Below are 17,873 nucleotides of genomic sequence, written 5' to 3'. Positions count from 1 at the left end.
TTAGTATTAATATATATTTTCTCAATATATAAATGGCAAAAATTTATGAGGACAACAGTTTTGCTATTGGAAACACTCCATTAGTAAAATTAAAATCAGTTACTAAAAACGCGAAAGCTACAGTACTTGCAAAAATTGAAGGTAGAAACCCCGCTTATAGTGTCAAATGTAGGATTGGCGCAAACATGATCTGGGATGCAGAGAAAAGTGGGAAACTTACAAAAGACAAAACTATTGTTGAGCCAACTTCTGGAAATACAGGAATTGCTCTAGCTTTTACTGCTTCAGCAAGAGGTTATAAACTGATCCTTACAATGCCAGAATCCATGTCAATTGAAAGAAGAAGGGTTATGGCAGTGTTGGGTGCTGAAATTGTTTTAACAGAGGCATCTAAAGGTATGCCTGGAGCAATAGCTAAGGCTAAAGAAATTGCAGAAAGTAATCCTTCTCAATATTTCATGCCAGGTCAATTTGATAATCCAGCAAACCCTGAAATTCATTTCAAAACTACTGGACCAGAAATCTGGGATGATTGCGATGGTGAAATTGATGTCCTAGTTGCAGGGGTTGGAACTGGCGGCACAATTACAGGAGTTTCAAGATACATTAAGCAAGAGAAGGGCAAGAATATTACTTCTGTAGCTGTAGAACCATCACACAGTCCTGTTATTACACAGACAATGAATGGAGAAGAGGTTAAATCCGGACCACATAAAATCCAAGGAATTGGAGCAGGATTTATTCCTAAGAACCTTGACTTATCAATTGTTGATAAGGTCGAACAAGTAACAAATGACGAATCAATTGAGATGGCTCTTAGGTTAGCTAAAGAGGAAGGTCTATTAGTAGGAATATCTTGTGGGGCTGCCGCTGCTGCTGCTGTTAGATTAGCTGAACAAGATGAATATGCTGGGAAGACAATTGTAGTTGTTCTACCTGATTTAGCAGAGAGGTATTTATCATCAATTATGTTTACTGAAGTTCCAAGCGGAATCATTCAAGAACCAGTCAAAGCCTAAATCTATTTTTTCTCCAGTAGTGAATCTGGTGAAATATACATCGCATCGCCATAAGAGAAGAATCTAAATTTTTCTTTTATGGCTTTTTTATACAGATCTAATAATCTTTCTCTACCAATCATTGCACTTACTAAAAGTAATAATGAACTTTTAGGGAGATGAAAATTAGTTAATAATCCATCAACTACCTTAAATTTATAACCTGGCTTAATTACTAAATCTACGTATTTAGCTATGGGAATAAAGTCATTAATTTCGTGAGAATAACAACTTTCAAGAGCTCTTACGCTAGTTGTACCAATAGCAATTATTTTTCTATCTGTTTTCTTTATTCTTTTTATTTCCTCCACTACTTCCTTATTAACACTTACCCATTCTTTATGAAGTTTTAAGTTACTTAAATCTTCTTGATCAATTGGTTTGAATGTTCCATAACCCACGTGCAAAGTTATCGGTAAGATTATTACGCCTTTTTTTTTTAGATTGGAAATAAGACTTTTGCTTAAGTGTAAACCAGCTGTTGGTGCAGCAACTGCCCCCGGATTTGTTGCATACTCAGTTTGATAACTTTTCTCATGAAAAGATTCTTCTTCGGAATTTTTTATATAAGGAGGAAGAGGGATTTCCCCGTATTTATCAAGAAGTTCATTCATTGAATTGAGACAAGTTATATTTTCCGGAAATTTAATAAATCTCCCTCCAGTTTCTTCATCAACTCCATCAACAATCAAATTAATATCTTGTGCTAATGGAGATTTTAATTTTAATTTTCTATTTATTTTTAACTTTTTTGCTGGCTTTGCCAAACATAACCAAACACATTCATGGGATCTTTCTAAAACTAATAATTCGACTAATGTCTTATTTTCTAATTCAACCTTTAACCTAGCTTTCATAACTTTAGTATTATTTACAATTACAAGATCCCCTTCTCTAAATTCATCTAAAAGATTCTTGGTAAATTTATTAGTTAAACAGTCTTCTTCTAAAAAACTATTTCTAACTATCATCAATCTTGATTCATGCCTAATTGCAGAAGGTTTACTAGCAATTAATGAAGGATCAAGTAAATAATCATAAGCTTCAAGCTTATAATCTCTTTCTTCATTATTAATTTGAGAAATCAATTAAATTTAGGAGACAAGAGTCTCTGGCTCATCTTCAATTAGGGAAGCCAAGTCTTTTAAGAATGAAGCTCCATCAGCTCCATAGATCACTCTATGATCAGCTGTTAGATTTACTTGCATTATTTTTTTAACAGATATTGAACCATCACTATTAGCAACAACGGTTGGTTTCGATGATGCTATGGCTAAAATAGCACCGGTACCTGGAGGAAGAATTGCGTCAAATCTATCAACTCCAAACATCCCAAGGTTAGATAAAGTGAAGGTTCCCGTTGAGTATTCATCAGGTTCTAATTGTTTTGATCTTGATCTTTTTACGAGATCTTTCCATTCCCTAGACAATTCAAATAAATCAGTATTGCATGGTTCTTTTAAAACTGGAGTTATTAGTCCACCATCTTCCATCGCAACAGCAACAGCAATATTTATATTTTCTGGATAAGAAATTCCATTTTCTGAAAAACTTGAGTTAACTTGAGGATGTTTCTTTAGTGTCTTTGCAACTGCCTTTACTAGTAAAGCAGTCATAGTAACTCCGTTCTGTTTTACTTTTTTGTAGAAATTATCTAATTTATCTGTGTTAATGGAATAACCCACCCTAAAACATGGCACATCTAAACTAGATTCCATATTTTTATTTACCGCTTTTTGAAGAGTATTAAATTGAACTGTTTCTCCGGGATTACCAAAACTATTTCCTGAAGTTTCTGGTTTACTTTCAACTCCCAAATTTGCACCAGGTATACTTGCAGGAGAACCACCTTCACCTATCCATGGTATAGAGACTGGTTGGCCATTAGCTTTTAAAATATCATCGGCTTGAATCCTTCCGTGAGGTCCGGATCCATGAACCTTTGCTAAATCAACACCCATTTGAGAGGCAAGTTTTTTAGCTCTTGGAGATGCAATCACCCTCGAAGAAACATTACTCGTAGCAGCATTTATTTGATCACTATTAAAAGATGAGGCTGCCTTTTCACTCATTAATACGACTTCTTTTTCTTGTTTTTCAACAATTTCACTTTGAATCACAGGTTTTTCTTCCGTTTTATTGCTTACCAATTCAAGTTGATCCGAACTAGAAACTTCGGGTTGTTTTCCTTTATTTTGTTCTTGAACAGAAGCTATCTCATCCTCATTTTCTACAATAAGACCGATAGTCTCTCCTACTGGTGCAGTGCTGCCAGCAGGCATTAAAACAGCTGCAAGATATCCATCTTGAAAAGATTCAACATCCATATCTGCCTTGTCAGATTCAACAACCAAGACAGATTCACCTCTTTCAACTTTATCTCCTGGATTTTTCAACCATTCCACAATCTTGCCCTCCGTCATAGTAGAACTCAAGGCAGGCATGAATATTTCGTGAGACATAAGAAAATTGTTATTGCATAAGTTTCAAGGGATTTCTACCAAACTTCCTAAAGTTTTTATGGTTAAGAACCCTTTAAACTCTTGTTTTAATTATACGAAATCATGTTCACAGTGGGAACTCTTAAAACTTAAGAAAGTAATAATTTAGATCGATTAGAATTTAAAACTTTTCGAAATTAAGATTTACTTATATTTATCAAAAATACTAAATCTTCTCTTTAATTATTATCTATAGATTGAATAACTCCATCTTTAACCGTAATCGAGACTTGCATTTTTTCAATAAGATTGTCTCCCACAGTGACATCACAGAAACTATCCACTTGCCCTTGATCAACAATTTCGTCCATTTTTAATTCGCGAACTTGACTCTGTTGTTGAAGTAGATTTCTTTTTTGTTCTTCAATTTCATTTCGTTTTGCTGCGACTTGTTGTTGCACCTGACTAACCTGTTCTTGAACTCTTGGATCTAGGGGATTAACCGATTGGGATCTAATATTATTTACTATTTGCTGCCCCTCTTGCTCCAGTTGCGATAATTGCTGATCAATGTTTGAAATTGCTTTACTTAATTCTTTTTCAGCATCTTCCTTCCAAGTTGGTGTAACTACAGCTTTAATAGCTATTGAGCGCTTTATAGATATTGAGTTTTTTGTTTCCATAAAAAATTAAATTACCTTTTCAATATAGATAGAACAAATCAAATTTTCTTACTAAATTTGTTTTCATACATATTTTCTATTTGTAATGAATACTTTTTTTCTATTTCTTTTCTTTTTTGTTTAAGAGTTTGTGTTAACAACCCATTTTCTAAAGTAAAGGCATCAACAAAATAACAATCTAATATTTGTTCTTCTGATCTTGCTCCTAATCGACTTTTAAGCAAATTATTAATTTGTGATTTGAAAAATGTACCAATTTTCTTATTCAGGTTTAATTTTGAAAGGTCTTCTTCCAAAAACTTGCTTTTAACCAATTCGACATTAGGAACTACAAGGGCTGTTAAACATTTCTTATCTTGTCCTACTAGTTGAATCTGATTAATAAATTCAGAACTAAGGATTTCAGTCTCTAGCGGATTCGGTTCTATATTTTCACCACTTGATAGCACTATTGTATCCTTGGCTCTTCCTGTTATAAAGAGAGAACCATTTGGTATTAGAAAACCTAAATCACCAGTATCAAACCAACCATCCTTGGATAAAACATCATTTGTAGCTATTTCATTATTAAGATAACCTTTCATTACTTGCGGCCCCCTAACAAGAATTTTCCCGACTTCTCTGAACTTCAGAATCTTTTTTTTATCATCATTCACTATTTTGATTTCAGTAAATGAAAGAGGCTGCCCAGATGATCCTCTAACATTTAATTCTCTTCTCCTACAAGTTAATACTGGACTAGTTTCTGTGAGTCCATATCCCACCAAAACATCTACACCTAAAGATTCAAAAAAAAGATCTACATGTTCTGGCAATGCACCTCCACCATTAATGGGAAATTTCAGTTTTTCTCCGCATAGTTGTCTAAGAATATTCGGCCATAAAAAAATAGTAGACAATTTATGTAAAGGATATCGGCTAATAACAGAACCCAGTAAGGGGATTTTTGATTTAAAAGTTATTTGATTTATATCTATATTTCTTATCTTTCTAAGACTTCTTTTGAAAACCGAACTATTACTTATCAAAAACTTAATAAGTTTTTGCTTTTTGGAAGGCATTTTTTTCAAAGCCTGAAAAAAACCATCATGTATTGCTTCCCATAGTCTCGGTACAGTAGCCATGACAACAGGTTTTATTTGTGTAATATCATCTTTAAGAAATTTTGGAATTGTATAGTATTGAGAACAACCGCATGAAAAAAAGAAGTATTCAGCACTTCTCTCATAAGAATGCCAGATAGGCAAAACGCTTAATACAGAGGTCCCTGGTTCTGGATCAGCGATATAGGCTAAATTGATTATTTGATGTAAAAAATTTGCATGAGTCAAAGGCACACCTTTAGGTTTTCCGGTCGTCCCAGAAGTGTAAAGAATAGTAGCGACGTCATCAATTTCTGGATTAAATTTTTCAAGATTATTATTTTGTGAATTTTCTTTTTCTACTGAACTTATGAATGTACTCCAACTTATTAAACTTTCAAATTGTTCATCTTCTAAATTGATTATAAATTTCAGTCTTTTTTTTAATTCTTCTTTGTTGTTTAACTTTAGCCAAATTTCCTTAGATTGAACTATTAGTCCTACTGAATTAGAGTGCTCAATAATATAGTCTAATTCTACTGAAGGAGAATTAATACCTCTCACTGCATTTATAGCTCCTAAACGCATTAAGCCTTGATCTACTGCTAGCCATCTTGGAGAATTTTCAGATATTACAGTAACTACATCCCCCTTTTTTAAACCATAATTTTCGAAAGAAAAAGAGACTTTTGTTATTAAATCAGCCAGCTCAGAATAAGAAAATTTTTCTTTGTATTTCCCTCTTAAATCGCAAACAGCTAAAGTATCACCACATTTAAATTTTAATTTTTCCCAAATTTGATCTATATGATCAAGGTTCTTAATAAAATCTCTATTTTTAGCAAATTTATCTTTTTTAGAAAGAGGTTTGGCTGAAGGCCAGTACGCTAAATCACCCATATTAAATTGATTTTGAAATTTTAATTTCTATTTTGATACAAAATCAAAATTAAATTCTTCCTGAATGATTTTTTTAACAATTCTCTTGACTTCTTGAATATTTAAATTTTTGTTGTAATCAATCATATTTGCCATAAGACAATTTTCTATTCCGCAAGGAACAATTTTATTAAAGTTTTCTAATTCGCAGTCAATATTGATTGAAAATCCATTTATCGTAATCCATCTTTTACACCCAATTCCAATTGATGCGATTTTCTTATTTCCTATCCAAACACCAGTAAACCCTTTTCTAGAGTGACAATCTATATTAAAAGCTCCAAGGATTTTTATAATAATTTCTTCAATTTTTCTTAAGTACCAATTTAAATCTTTATTAAAATTTTTCAAATCTAAAACCAAATACGTTACTAATTGTCCTGGCATATGACAAGTTACCTCACCACCTCTATCAATCTTAAAAACATCATATTTAGCATCATTCAGAGAAAATAGTAAATTATCGTAATTAGATCCTCTCCCCAATGTATAACAGAGTTGATGCTCCCCTATCCAAATAAAATCAGGGTTAGAATTATCTAAAATCAATGCCTCCTGATATTCTTTTTGTAATTTATAAACATCATTAAAAGAAGAAATATTATCAGGTTGTTTAATTATTGCTGTTCTATTATCCATATTTAAGTAGATTTAGAAAGTAAGTAAATATTTTTAGATTTGTTATGAAAATTTTAATCCATGGAAAGAATCTTGAGCTCACTGGAGCATTAAAAGAATATACTGAGGCAAAGATAGAAAAAGCAACACATCACTATAAGGATATCGTTAAAGAAGCTGACATACACCTTTCAATTGAAAAGAATCCAAGAGTCTCGTTCCAAACTGCAGAAGTTACTATTTTTGCAAATGGTACCGTAATTAGAGCTGAAGAAAAAACTGAAAATCTATACTCAAGCATTGATTTAGTTTCAAATAAACTTTGTAGAAAATTACGCAAATACAAAGAAAGAAACAATAAAACAATTCATAATAAACAATTTAAAAATAAAGATTCTTTACCAATTGAAAGTATGGAATCAAATTTTTTAGATAAAGCTTTTTTTAAAGAAGGAACTGAAGCAAGTCTGCCTGAGCCATCTATAAAAAATAAATACTTTGAAATGACTCCAATTTCATCAGACGAAGCAAGAAAACAATTAGATCTAATTGATCATGATTTTTATGTTTTTCGAAACAAGAAAAATAATGAACTTCAAGTTATATATAAAAGGAATCATGGAGGTTATGGACTGATTCAATCTAAATAAGTTTTAAATGCCCAATATTGAATATGAATTAAACGAGAAAATTCATGCGATTATTATTAACCCTTATTTATCATGGGAAGATTTCTGTGTGAATTGCGATTTAATAAGAAAATACAATATCAAAAATATTTCTACTTCACTAAATTATTTAACTGATCTTAAAAACTGTTTGGGTAATTACAGTGCGGATATAAACGCACTTATTTCTTACCCTTTAGCAGATTTACCAGTTTCATTTATTGAAGAATTAGTTTGTTTTGCAAAAGATAAGGGTGCAAAAGGAATTGAATATATCCCAAACTTTATCAATTTATCCAAAAGAAATTTAGAAACTTTCGCTGCTGAAATTGAGCAAGTTAAATTATCTGGATTACCAGTTTCAATAATCATAAATAAATCAAAACTACAAGAAGAAGTTTTTATTAATGCGATAGAAATATGTTTGGAATTAGGAATAAAAAATTTTCAATTCGGGGACGGGTTTGGATCTCCTCTTACATCTAATGATGTCCCCGAAATACTAAAAATAACAGGCTCTCAAAATCAAATAAAAGTTGTAGGTGGTATAAAAAAACTGACACAAGTTATTGATTTGTTTGATAATGGAATTAGTTGCGTTGGAACTTCTAATTTTTGTGAGATTTTCCAAGAAGTAAATTTTTAAATGTCTGGTTCTGGTGAGTGCAGACTAGAGGGTCTCTGTATTAAAGCTTCTCCATTAGGCGAGAATGATAGATTAATAACTATTCTTACTGATGAGCAGGGGATTGTTCGATTAGCGGTACCTGGTGCTAGACGTCCTAAAAGTAGTCTTGCCGCAGCTACTCCATTAACATATTTAAGTCTGCAAATTTTTGGGAAAAGAAATCTTAAATCTGTACGTCAAATTAAAATATTAAAAAGCTATTCTGGTCTAGGGAAAAATATTGAATGTCTTGCAGCCGCGCAAGCAATAACTGAATTAACTTTTTTATTAGTAGGTAATAATGATAAGCAACAAAACTATTTAACTTGTGTTCTTGCACATCTAGATAGGATTTATTTGTATGAAGAATCTAAAGAAGAAGATATTAAAATGCTCTCAATGAGTATTCAATCTTTAATCCATCTATTAGCCATCGGGGGTATTAATTTACCAATTCATCATTGTTGTAAAACTGGAGAACCTATTATTCCACCTTTAGGAAATTGGGAATGGAGTTGTTATTATTTGCCAAGTGAAGGGTTTTCATCCATAGAAGATCCTCAAAGTAATCTAAAAATAAATGCATCTGAAGTTGCTCTATTACAGAGACTTCTTTTCCCCGAATTACCAATAAAATCTAATGGAGAGTTGTTGGGTCCCAAAAAAGTCTGGCTTAAAATATTATTCATTATTGAGACATGGATCTCTACTCAATTAGAGAAGGAGCTATCTTCACTAAAAATGTTGAGAGAAATATATAGTTAGCATTTTCATGAAGCATTAAAAAATTTAAAAAATATGATCATGGCGCCTTTGCCTGTTAACTTAATAAATAGTTAATTCAATTAATGTGGTTCATATTGCCTGGTTGGGAAAAAAATCCCCTTTTTGTGGAAATGTAACTTACGGTAATTCAACTACTAAGGAATTAAAGGCCAGAGGGCATAAAATTAGTTTTATTCATTTCGACAATCCCTCTAGTTCAAATTCATCAAACCCATTATTTCTTGCAAATGATCCTGATGTAAGTCTCCCATATTTAATTAAATCTCAAGTTTATACAATACCCTCACCAAGGGCAGAAAAAGAGCTAAGGCTATCATTGGAAAGATTAAAACCTGACATAGTACATGCAAGCCTAACTTTATCTCCTTTAGACTTTAGACTTCCAGAGCTTTGTAATGAAATTAATGTTCCTCTTATAGGAACATTTCATCCACCATTTGATGCAAAAAATAGAAATCTAACTGCGAGCACTCAACAATTAACATATCAACTTTATGCTCCCTCTTTAGCAAAGTTCGATAAAATAATTATTTTTTCTGAACCTCAAAAAAATGTTCTTGAGAAATTAGGAGTACCTAAAGAAAAACAAATAATTATTCCAAACGGCGTTGATGAAAATATTTGGAAACCTTTTTGCGAAAAAAGTAAAAAATATGATCAGGTAAAAAACAAACTTGGAAATGAAAGAATCTTTTTATATATGGGAAGGATTGCAAATGAGAAAAATATCGAGGCACTTTTACGTTCTTGGCGCCAAACAAAAACTCAAAATTGCAAATTAGTTATTGTTGGGGATGGACCAATGAAGCCAACACTTGAAAATAGTTTTTCTAACCTTGGTAATGAGAAATTAATTTGGTGGGGTGCCGAATTAGATTTAGAAACTAGGATAGCAATAATGCAAATAGCAGAAGTATTTTTCTTACCAAGCTTAGTAGAAGGTTTATCATTATCACTTTTAGAGGCAATGTCTGCTGGTACTGCTTGTGTAGCTACAGATGCCGGAGCTGATGGTGAAGTTTTAGATAACGGAGCAGGAATAGTAATTTCAACTGATAATGTGGCTGCACAATTAAAAACTATAATCCCAATTCTTGTAGAACACCCTTCATTTACAAAAGATCTTGGAGAAAAAGCTAGAGAACGTATACTTGAGAGATACACAATTGCTAAAAATATAAATTCACTTGAAAAAGTTTATATGAACTTAAAAGATAATTGAAAAACCTAACGAAACTCTTTACTTCGATTACTAGCTGAAACTATTGATTCAATTAATGCTGACCTTACACTCTTTTTTTCTAAAACCCTTAAAGCAGAAATAGTTGTTCCACCTGGAGAGGTTACTAAATTTTTAAGCTCAGAAGTAGTAAGTTTATTTTCCTTTATTAGACAAATAGTCCCTAGTATCATTTCCATAACAAGTTCCTCTGAAATTATTTTTGGTAATCCCCCGCTTAATCCTCCATCACTTAATGCTTCTATAATTAAAGCAATAATTGCAGGACCTGATGAAGTTAAAGCTAAAAATATATCAAGGTAATCTTCAGTAAATTCATAAATTTTACTAGTATTTTCAAATAATTTTTTTGTAAATTGTTTCTGATCTTCTGTAATTTCTTCTCCCCAAGAAATCCCTGTTAAACCTTTTCCAATAGTTATTGGAATATTTGTAACCACCCTCACACATTTATGATTAGGAAACTTTTGAGTAAGTCTATTTATTGAAACCCCGGCAAGAATTGAAACTATTAAATTGTCCTTATTTTTTATATGATGGGCCTCACTTATATCATTTAATTGTTGGGGTTTTATCGAAAGAAGTTTATATTGACAATCCCAAATTATTTTTGACTCTTTAGAACCTGATTTATAAACGTTTATATTATGTTTATAATTTTTTTTTATGTTTTCTAAACTTTTTTCTGTATTTACAACACAAAAAACATTCTCTGGCTGAATTAATTTGTTATCTAATAGAGGGGTAACTATAGCACTTGCAATATTTCCAAAACCAATAATCGCAATTTTATCTGTCACAGATTAATCATGAATAAGCACTTAATTTAGAATTACCCCATGCTGGTTCAGGAGTAGTATTTTTGCCCAAACTATATTGTGGTGTGTTTTCTGTAGACACAGAAGAAGGAGAAGCTTCTTCTGGGGAAGAACTAGTTACATTTACACAACTTGGAGCAAAAAGAAAAATACTTTCACCGACTCTCTCTTGATGTCCATCAATTGCATATGTGCCCCCAGCAATAAAATCAACCGCTCTTTGAGCTTGATCAGGATCCATCATAGTTAAATTGAGAATTACAGTTTTTCTCTCTCTTAATGCTTGTATAGCTTGAGGCATCTCATCAAAACTTCTTGGTTCCATTAAGCTTACTTCTGAGGATGAATTTGAGATTCCAGGCATACCAACTACTTTTGATGATCTGTTGTTATTCATAAAATCGAATGGATTTGAATTTGCAAGGGCATTTGCATTCTTTGGATTTTGTTTGAAATTATTAATATCATTTAATTCATCCTCTGAAGCATAATCCAACTCATCAAAATCATCATCGAGATACTCATCCCCTGCAACAACTGCCTTTAATCTAGAAATAAGTGACACCTTTTAAATCCTCTTGAAATTGATTACTAAGGTTTAAGAACCTTAAGTAATAGATTCATTTTTTAAATGAATAAACTACCTATACTTAAATAACGTTAGTTGAACTTTACTGCAAGTTTATAGATAAGATTTTTATAAAAAAATAACTAATTAGGATCTACCTCCAAAAATCAATGATCCTAATCTTAACCAAGTTGATCCAGCGTCAATAGCTTCCTCCCAATCACCTGACATCCCCATGGAACAATCTGGTAGTTGCAGTGAATCAGCGAGAGCACGACATTTTTTGAACAACCCTGAATTTTCTTTAGAGCTAAGTCCTTTAGGATTGATAGTCATCAAACCGGTTAATGAAATATTTTTCAACTCTTGAATTTCTCTCCATTTCAAAATTAAAAATTCAGGATTAAAGCCTCCTTTAGTAGGGTCATCACTCAACTTAACCTGCAACATTATTAATGGATTTTTCTTCTCTTCACGTGAAATATTAGAAATCTTTTGCAACTTTTCAAATGAATCTACTGAATGAATGTATTTAAAATTTTGAACTATTTTTCTTATTTTATTACTTTGTATTCTTCCAATAAAGTGCCAATTTATTTGTTTAAGATCTTTTAAGGTTAATTGTTTTTCAAACGCCTCTTGAACCTTACTTTCACCAAAATCGTTCTGACCTATATTTTGAATAGTCTTGATTTCTTGACTTTTAAATCCTTTACTTACCGCAAGAATATTTACATTTGATGGTATTTTATTTTTTATTTTTAAATAATTTGCAGGGTTCACCTTTTATAAGAAAGTTTGCGTAAATAAATTCTCCCATTTAGATAGTTCTTCAGATCCTTTTCTTCTAGCTTTTTGAAGGTTTAATTCGGCCTGATTACGGGCATCTAAATAAGGTATAACTTCAAAAAAAACTTCTCTCTGTCGAACTTCTACCAAGAAAAACATTTTTTGAGCGTATAAAGTCGCATAAATATCTCTCCCATCATTTCCAGGAGAAACTTGGTATAACATGCCAAATGTTGGATGGTTTAAATAACGCTCAGAACTCAAACCTAAAATATTGTGTTATTTATAATGCACCATACAGTTTTCTAAGAAAAATTGCTATGCAAATAAAACAAATCGATAATGTATTAACAATTACATTGAGAGATTTTGAAGGATAAAGAGTTCTAAATCTGTTGGTTTTTATAATAATTTTTTTCTTTGAGAGTAATGATTCTGCTCCATGATCAATTCTCAGAAATATATTTTGAAATAACCTTTCCACTAAGATTAATAAAACATTAAAGGATTTCTTTAATCCTAAATTTCGAAAATTTATTGATCTAACTGACACTGATTTAATGATATTTTGAAGTTCTTCCTGCACTAGAGGAATAAAACGTAATGCAATTAACAACTGAAAAAGCCACTTACTAGTTGGCAATCCAATCTTTCTTAATGGATACATAAACCAACTTAATCCCCATACAATGTCTTCCTGCAATGTGGTTAAAAGCATCAAATTCACACTATGAATAACGGTAAATATCAAAGTGGAGGTTTTTATTCCTAGTTCAAAGGCTTTTCTTGATAAGTTGTAGGGACCAAAATTAATAAACCATATCTTCTGCGAAGGAATTTGCAAAATATTCCATTCTTTTTGGCTTTCCAGTACTACTTGCAACTCATTGGGATTTCTTAAGTAGCCATCAAGAGATTGAATATCAGACGAGGCAAGTATTGATATACATCCAATTAATAGTGACAAACATGAGAGAAAAAATAATGATCGCCACCATACTCTAGATGGCAATAAACTTAAAAAAGTAATTAATAGTAAAAAACCAACTAAACTCAATCTCCATATTGGACCTGCCCAAATTGGAGTGATTAAAAATATCATTACGATAATTATTTTTAATCTACTATCTATAATTCTTAGCCAACTTCTATTACCATGAACGTATTGACCAACAGAAAATTTGGTTAGCAAATTCATTAATCTTTTTGAATTAACTCAATATTTTCTCTTTCGACTTCTTTATTTAAAGCTCTTTGCTGTTTTCCTCTCCAAAGTAAAATGAGGGGTGTGCCTTCAAAGCCTAAATTTACTCTAATTTGTTTTTCAATATATCTTCTATAAGTTATTCCGAATAATTTAGGGTCATTTACAAAAAGAGTAAAAGTGGGAGGTTTGTTCTTTACTTGAGTACCGTAATAAAGCCTACCTTGCTTGCCGCTTCTCTTCGTTGGAGGACTTTTCCAACTGATTGATTCTTTAAGTACTTCATTAACTACAGATGTTGTAACTCTTCTTCTATGTTGATTTACAGCATTAAGAGCATGCTCAAAAATATTATCAACTCTTTGACCAGTTAGGGCAGATATAAAAATCATTTTTGACCAGTGTAAAAAATAAAGTTTAGATCTAAGTTCTTTTTCTACTTGATAAATTGTTGAACTATTTTTTTCTACAAGATCCCATTTATTAACAACAATTATGCAAGCTCTGCCTTGTTCTTCTATGCGCCCAGCCAGCTTCTGGTCTTGATCAGTTACTCCATCTATAGCATCTATAACTAAAACACAAACATCACTTCTATCTATAGATTTAAAAGCCCTATTAATACCAAAGAATTCAGTGCCATATTTAACATTTTTCTTTCTTCTAATCCCTGCAGTATCAATAATTTTCCAATGATTATCACCTTTTTTAATAAGCGTATCTATTGAATCAGTTGTCGTACCACTAATATCACTAACTATTGCTCTTTTTTCTCCACAGATTGAATTTAACAAACTAGATTTACCAACATTAGGCCTACCAATAATTGACATCATTATCTTTTCTTCATCATCCTGGATATTATTTTCAGGAAGTTCGCCAATAACGAGATCTAAAAGATCTCCAGTACCTGAACCATGAATAGCCGAAACAGGGTTAGGTTCGCCCAATCCTAATTTCCAGAACTCCGAAGCTAGGGATATTCCTAGAGTAGTCGATTCGCATTTATTAACAGCAACAATTGTTTTACAGCTTGAGTTTCTTAACCATTTTGCTATTGATAAATCACCATCAGTAACGCCTTGATTCCCATCTACCACCAGTAACGCGAGTGAAGCCTCTTCTAGAGCCAAGAAAACTTGTGTCCTTATCTCTGGGAGAAATTCACTATCATCATCAAAAACTAAACCTCCAGTATCAACTATTTGAAATTCCTTACCTCCCCATGAAGCATTTTGATAAGTTCTATCTCTTGTAACACCAGGCTTATCAAATACTATTGCATCATTACTTTGGCAAAGACGATTAACTAAGGTAGATTTCCCAACGTTAGGTCTTCCGATAATTGCTATTGTAGGAAGAATCAATTCTTCTCTCCAAAGAAAGTAGTATCCATTACAACTATACCTTTAATAGAATCATTTACCTTTTTCAAAAAAACTTATTTAATTTCTGGATCGCCAAAATGTCCTTTAACTGGATTAACAGGGGGTGAACTAGGACTTGGCATTAATCCATTATCTTTTGAAAAACAATCATTTTCAATCGCCCAATAAATCAACCAATTTACTGCCGTCGCTCTTCTAGTTCTTCTTGGATAGAGTTCATTAATCTTATAACCTTTAAAATTAAGAAAATTTTTCAATCCCTGTTTATATTCTTTTGGAATTGATCGAGTCAAATGTATTGAGGCTGGTCGCTCTGAAATGATTTGAGGAGCTTTTTCAAATTTTTCTGACCAATAAGAAGGAGTTAATGCGCTAAAGGCCCAATCATTTATAGATAGTTCTTTAGTATAAAAAAGTCTTTCCCAAACCAATTCACAAACAAAAACATCACTAACCCTATCTTCGAGAACAAGAAATAATAGATCCTTACATATTGGCCATGTAAATTGATTTTCAACTAATTTTTCTTTTTTATACATTAATCGAACCTTATCAAAATCAAAGAAAAATAAGGCATAAATTCCTTTTTATATTGTGATGCATATTGAATAATTTGATCAGGCATCCCAACACTTAAAGCTATTAATGTTGTATTGATGATATCCTCTTTTTTTAAAATTTCCCTGACTAAATTCCATCTTTTGCCAACTTTCATAATGGCCAATACCGTTTTATTTGCCTTACTTTCCCTAATTAGGGTTGTTAATTCAGATTCTGAAGAAGGGCATTCTTTGATGATCAATGTCTCGCCTTTTTTTACCAAATCAAAATCATTCAAAGCTGCTGCTGCTGAAATAGAGGAAATACCAGGTATGGTTTTGGTAATAATTTCAGCATGATTATTTTTTATTAACCTCAAAATATTAGAAGAACTTGCAAATAGTGAAGTATCTCCAAGACAAAGTAAAACAACTGATTCGCCATTTTGTATAAATTTCACAATTTTTTCTACAGCATTAGACCATATTTCATCTGGATCAAAATCCTTCCTAGCCATTGGAAAGATGATAGGGATATTTTTTTTAAATTTGGTGTATTTCTTGACTATTTCCGCAGCAAAACTCTTTTTATTATCATCTGATATTGGGAAAACTATAACTTTCGCTTTTTTTATTGCATCCACAGCAGCAATTGTTAAAAGCGATGGATCTCCAGGGCCTACACCAACGATGGTGAATGTTGGTAAATCAGTTTTATATCGATTAAGTAAACTTAAGAACTTTTTTATTATCATTTTTATTTTATTAACTTTAGCTATGTACCCTTGGCAATATAAAAGTTTCAGCTAGTATTGCTGACTCAATTTCAGACAATTCCTCTAACCTTTTGAAAGTTTGATTTTTAGAGAATTTAGTTTGCGCTAGTTTCCAGTAAACTCCAAAATGTCTTGCCTCACTCTCAAGCAGAGACTCATAAAGGGATTTAAACGATTTATCTTCAGAATTCAGCGCAAGCAAGCTTAATCTTTCATGACTTCTTGCTTCAATAAGTCCTGCTATTAAGAAACTATCAAGCATTCTATTGGGCTCTTCCTTTCTTATATTCTTGGACAATTCAGCTCCATATGGAGGCGGTTTTAAGGACTCAAGAGAATGTCCAAGATCCTTTAAAAAATAAAGTATTTTTTCAAAATGCTCTAATTCCTCTCTCGCTATTGGACTTAGAACTTCTGCCAGATTTGGTTCTGATGGATATCTAAACATCAATTGAATAGCTACTCCTGCTGCTTTTCTTTCACAATGAGCATGGTCAATAAGAATATCTATTGGATTAGATAATGCGAGTTTGATCCACTCATCTGAGGTAAATGACGATAAATATTTAATATGAGAAGTGGGCCTTTTAAAATCGACTAGCATTTAATCTTTAATACTCAAATATCCAATGATTCCTTCAAGAGCTAAGGAATAACTTGATATGCCGAATCCACTAATAATTCCTATAGCTTTATCTGTAAGAAAAGATTCTTTACGAAAATCTTCTCTACTGAAAATATTTGAAATATGTAACTCTACAAACGGAATTTTTGATCCAATTAAAGCATCACGAATAGAAATCGAGGTATGAGTAAAAGCGCCAGCATTTATAAGAATACCTTGGATACTTTTTACAGACTCCTGAATTTTATCTACTATTTCTCCTTCATGATTACTTTGAAAACATTCAAGATTAATACTTTTTTCTTTAGCAACTTTAGTTAAATCTTTTTCTATATCACTCAATGTTTTATTACCATATATTTCAGGTTCTCTAGTGCCCAAAAGATTTAGATTTGGTCCATTTATCAATAAAATATTCATCATCAATAAAGTCTTTTCTTTACAAATGCTATCTAGAAAGAAACAAAAAAACCAAAACAATTTCACACAAAGTGTCCATTAACTGATAAGTTCAAATAGTGGGGGTCGGTGCCCGAGTGGTTAAAGGGGGCGGACTGTAAATCCGCTGGCTCTGCCTACGTTGGTTCAAATCCAACCCGGCCCACTTTAAAATTGCCCTTGTAGCTCAGCGGTAGAGCACTCCCTTGGTAAGGGAGAGGTCTCGGGTTCAAGTCCCGACGAGGGCATGAACAAGAAGTATCTCCATAACTGAGTTTATAAGAATTTGAAAAAATAAAATAATTTTAAGACCACTGAATATAAACGAATTAGAGCAGAAATTAGAGCATAATTATTTCTTATTAAAATAATTTACTTCGCTTGGTAAGGGAGAGGTCCTGATCTCTGGTCTCGGCGAGGATATAGCCCAATAAAACTAATTAGTCTTAAATAACATTAATATATTTTAGAATTTAAAAACATTGTTTTAAGAAATGGCATTATCGTCATACAGAATGCACAGAATATCTCTTGCGGCAACCATGA

Annotated in this window: 20 protein-coding genes and 2 tRNA genes; 7 read left to right on the top strand and 15 right to left on the bottom strand. The window is 32.1% G+C overall.

The features are described from left to right. Nucleotides 1-32 precede the first annotated feature (32 nt). A complete protein-coding gene (cysK, locus tag MK115_RS02435) occupies nt 33-1,019 on the top strand; it encodes a cysteine synthase A (protein ID WP_002805805.1) in 987 nt (328 codons plus the stop codon). A gap of 2 nt (nt 1,020-1,021) precedes the next feature. Here cysK and queA read toward each other — a convergent pair whose 3' ends face one another. From queA to lipB, 5 genes are all read right to left on the bottom strand, one after another. Beyond that, entirely contained in the window at nt 1,022-2,146 is a 1,125-nt protein-coding gene (gene queA, locus MK115_RS02430) for a tRNA preQ1(34) S-adenosylmethionine ribosyltransferase-isomerase QueA (protein WP_287608851.1), read from the bottom strand. 6 nt (nt 2,147-2,152) lie between these two features. Then, nucleotides 2,153-3,520 (bottom strand): dihydrolipoamide acetyltransferase family protein, encoded by a 1,368-nt coding sequence (locus MK115_RS02425; RefSeq protein ID WP_287608850.1) that lies wholly within the window; start codon nt 3,518-3,520, stop codon nt 2,153-2,155. Nucleotides 3,521-3,738: 218 nt separating this feature from the next. Continuing rightward, nucleotides 3,739-4,182 carry a YlqD family protein gene (locus tag MK115_RS02420; RefSeq protein ID WP_025880659.1) on the bottom strand — a complete coding sequence of 148 codons (444 nt, stop codon included), beginning with the start codon at nt 4,180-4,182 and terminating at the stop codon, nt 3,739-3,741. Nucleotides 4,183-4,220: 38 nt separating this feature from the next. After that, on the bottom strand, nt 4,221-6,164 hold the full coding sequence (locus tag MK115_RS02415) for an AMP-binding protein (protein WP_287608837.1): 1,944 nt from the start codon (nt 6,162-6,164) through the stop codon (nt 4,221-4,223). A 27-nt stretch (nt 6,165-6,191) separates the two neighbouring features. Further along, nucleotides 6,192-6,842: a lipoyl(octanoyl) transferase LipB gene (lipB, locus tag MK115_RS02410; RefSeq protein WP_287608835.1), complete on the bottom strand. Its 651-nt coding sequence runs from the start codon at nt 6,840-6,842 to the stop codon at nt 6,192-6,194. Between the two features lie 44 nt (nt 6,843-6,886). Here lipB and hpf point away from each other — a divergent pair, with 44 nt between their 5' ends. From hpf to MK115_RS02390, 4 genes are all read left to right on the top strand, one after another. Next, nucleotides 6,887-7,471 (top strand): ribosome hibernation-promoting factor, HPF/YfiA family, encoded by a 585-nt coding sequence (gene hpf, locus MK115_RS02405; protein ID WP_011862425.1) that lies wholly within the window; start codon nt 6,887-6,889, stop codon nt 7,469-7,471. A gap of 7 nt (nt 7,472-7,478) precedes the next feature. Continuing rightward, nucleotides 7,479-8,135 (top strand): beta/alpha barrel domain-containing protein, encoded by a 657-nt coding sequence (locus tag MK115_RS02400; protein ID WP_079323428.1) that lies wholly within the window; start codon nt 7,479-7,481, stop codon nt 8,133-8,135. After that, on the top strand, nt 8,136-8,921 hold the full coding sequence (gene recO / locus MK115_RS02395; protein WP_287608831.1) for a DNA repair protein RecO: 786 nt from the start codon (nt 8,136-8,138) through the stop codon (nt 8,919-8,921). 85 nt (nt 8,922-9,006) lie between these two features. Next, nucleotides 9,007-10,164, top strand: coding sequence for a glycosyltransferase family 4 protein (locus MK115_RS02390; RefSeq protein WP_287608829.1), 1,158 nt, complete (start codon nt 9,007-9,009; stop codon nt 10,162-10,164). Between the two features lie 5 nt (nt 10,165-10,169). On the opposite strand, the gene proC is transcribed toward MK115_RS02390, so the two are convergent. The 10 genes from proC to aroQ form a co-directional block, all read right to left on the bottom strand. Then, a complete protein-coding gene (gene proC / locus MK115_RS02385) occupies nt 10,170-10,982 on the bottom strand; it encodes a pyrroline-5-carboxylate reductase (RefSeq protein WP_287608827.1) in 813 nt (270 codons plus the stop codon). 7 nt (nt 10,983-10,989) lie between these two features. Beyond that, nucleotides 10,990-11,565 (bottom strand): cell division protein SepF, encoded by a 576-nt coding sequence (locus MK115_RS02380; protein WP_025955246.1) that lies wholly within the window; start codon nt 11,563-11,565, stop codon nt 10,990-10,992. A gap of 150 nt (nt 11,566-11,715) precedes the next feature. Further along, nucleotides 11,716-12,351 (bottom strand): YggS family pyridoxal phosphate-dependent enzyme, encoded by a 636-nt coding sequence (locus MK115_RS02375; protein WP_287608824.1) that lies wholly within the window; start codon nt 12,349-12,351, stop codon nt 11,716-11,718. Between the two features lie 3 nt (nt 12,352-12,354). After that, nucleotides 12,355-12,621 carry a PII-interacting protein PipX family protein gene (locus MK115_RS02370; RefSeq protein WP_025880619.1) on the bottom strand — a complete coding sequence of 89 codons (267 nt, stop codon included), beginning with the start codon at nt 12,619-12,621 and terminating at the stop codon, nt 12,355-12,357. Nucleotides 12,622-12,640: 19 nt separating this feature from the next. Next, nucleotides 12,641-13,555, bottom strand: a complete 915-nt coding sequence (locus MK115_RS02365; protein ID WP_287608821.1) for an energy-coupling factor transporter transmembrane component T family protein — start codon at nt 13,553-13,555, stop codon at nt 12,641-12,643. Then, on the bottom strand, nt 13,555-14,928 hold the full coding sequence (der, locus tag MK115_RS02360; RefSeq protein ID WP_011862416.1) for a ribosome biogenesis GTPase Der: 1,374 nt from the start codon (nt 14,926-14,928) through the stop codon (nt 13,555-13,557). The genes MK115_RS02365 and der overlap by 1 nt, the downstream gene beginning before the upstream one ends. A gap of 74 nt (nt 14,929-15,002) precedes the next feature. After that, complete coding sequence (locus MK115_RS02355; protein ID WP_287608819.1) at nt 15,003-15,488, bottom strand: DUF1823 family protein; 486 nt, start codon at nt 15,486-15,488, stop codon at nt 15,003-15,005. Beyond that, nucleotides 15,488-16,243, bottom strand: coding sequence for a precorrin-2 C(20)-methyltransferase (gene cobI, locus MK115_RS02350; RefSeq protein ID WP_287608817.1), 756 nt, complete (start codon nt 16,241-16,243; stop codon nt 15,488-15,490). Before cobI ends, MK115_RS02355 begins: the two co-directional genes overlap by 1 nt. Before the next feature lie 16 nt (nt 16,244-16,259). Beyond that, nucleotides 16,260-16,868, bottom strand: a complete 609-nt coding sequence (locus MK115_RS02345) for a MiaE family protein (RefSeq protein WP_287608815.1) — start codon at nt 16,866-16,868, stop codon at nt 16,260-16,262. Continuing rightward, complete coding sequence (gene aroQ, locus MK115_RS02340) at nt 16,869-17,309, bottom strand: type II 3-dehydroquinate dehydratase (RefSeq protein ID WP_025971782.1); 441 nt, start codon at nt 17,307-17,309, stop codon at nt 16,869-16,871. Between the two features lie 102 nt (nt 17,310-17,411). On the opposite strand from aroQ, the gene MK115_RS02335 reads away from it, so the two are divergent. After that, nucleotides 17,412-17,493 (top strand) — tRNA-Tyr (locus tag MK115_RS02335). A gap of 10 nt (nt 17,494-17,503) precedes the next feature. Beyond that, nucleotides 17,504-17,575, top strand: a tRNA-Thr gene (locus tag MK115_RS02330). The last annotated feature ends 298 nt before the right edge of the window (nt 17,576-17,873 follow it).

It is taken from the genome of Prochlorococcus sp. ALOHA_ZT_50 (genome assembly GCF_022447305.1).
Classification (GTDB): Bacteria; Cyanobacteriota; Cyanobacteriia; order PCC-6307; family Cyanobiaceae; genus Prochlorococcus_A.
The sequence above is the reverse complement of the archived record's forward strand: the minus strand, read 5'-3'. Positions and strand labels throughout refer to the sequence as shown.